General features: G+C 60.7%; 1 protein-coding gene. It reads left to right on the plus strand.

The features are described 5' to 3' along the window. The coding region (gene tssM, locus LGZ98_RS23645; protein ID WP_262978721.1) for a type VI secretion system membrane subunit TssM at positions 1 to 1,620 on the plus strand (1,620 nt) is incomplete at both ends.

Genomic DNA, 1,620 nt, shown 5'->3' on the forward strand with positions numbered 1-1,620 from the left:
GCGGCGGTCGGCCCGTATGTGGAAAACACCTACCTGCAACTGTTGTCTCAGCGCTTTCTGCCGGCCTTAATGAACGGCCTGCTGGATGACCTGAACCGGGCGCCGAAAGGCAGCGAAGAAAAACTGGCCGTCCTGCGTATCATGCGGATGCTGGAAGACGGCAGCGGCCGCCATAAATCGCTGGTCGAACATTATATGCAGGCGCGCTGGAGCCAGGCGTTTAACGGCCAGCGCCCGTTACAGCAACAGTTGCTGACGCATCTGGACTATGCCCTGGATCACACCGACTGGCGGGCCGCGCGGGAGGCGGGCGATCAGGCCGCTATCAGCCGCTTTGCCCCTTACCAGCGGCCGATGATAAATGCCCAGAAAGAGCTGAGTCAGCTCTCTATTTATCAACGGGTCTACCAGAACCTGCGCATTAAAGCCCAGGATTCACTGCCGCCCCCCCTCAACCTGCGCGACCAGATTGGCCCGAGCTTTGACCGCCTCTTTATCGCCAATAATGACAAACAACTGATTATCCCGCAGTTCCTGACGATAAACGGCCTGAACAACTACTTCGTCAAGCAGGACGACCAGTTGATCGACCTCACCGTTATGGACAGCTGGGTCCTGAACCTGTCACACAACGTGCAATACAGCGACACGGACCGCAAAGCAATCCAGCGCCAAATCACCGAGCAGTACCTGGGGGACTACACCGCCACCTGGCGCGCGGCGATGAACAACCTGGATATTCGTGACTTTACCGATATCCCGCAGGCCATCAGCGCCCTTGAACAGGTCATCAGCGGCGAGCAGCCCATCAGCCGCGCCCTGCAAATCCTGAGTGACAACACCCGCCTGCCGGGGATTGACGAGACGCTGCCGGCCAAAGCCCGGCAGGCGTTACGCGATACCCCGGATTACCGCCTGCTGGCGCGTATTCACCGGGAATTCGCGCCGGAAACCGCGGTGCTGGTGGAGTCCGGGGATAAAAACAGCACCTTACAGGGGGTTTATCAGCAACTGGTGGCGCTGCACCGTTACCTGCTGGCGATTCAGAATGCCCCGGTCCCGGGTAAAGCCGCCCTGAGCGCCGTTCAGCAGCGGCTTGAACAGCATAACAGCGACCCGATTTTCGACGTGCAGCAGCGGGCGAAAACCCTGCCGGCGCCGCTCAACCGCTGGGTCGGCGAGCTGGCCGAACAGGCCTGGCGGGTAGTGATGAGAGAAGCCATCCGCTCGCTGGAAATCGAATGGCACGACACCGTCGTCAGACAGTACCAGACCTACCTGGCCGGCCGCTATCCGTTCAACCCGGACGCGACGGAGGATGTGCCGCTCAGCGAGTTCGCGCGGTTCTTCCGGCCCGGCGGCACGCTGGACGCTTTCTATCAGCAGAACCTGAAACCGTTTGTGGAAAACAACCTGACCCACAGCGCGGACGGCCAGCAACTTATCCGCCAGGATGTGCTGGAACAGCTGAAACGGGCCGACCGTATCCGCGACACCTTCTTCTCGCCGCAAAACGGTCTGGGGGTCCAGTATGCCGTTGAGCCCCTCAGCCTGACCGGCAATAAACGCCGCAGCCTGCTCAATCTCGACGGCCAGCTGCTCGATTATGCCCACGGCCGC

Source organism: Photorhabdus kayaii (assembly GCF_025384895.1).
Classification (GTDB): Bacteria; Pseudomonadota; Gammaproteobacteria; order Enterobacterales; family Enterobacteriaceae; genus Photorhabdus; species Photorhabdus kayaii.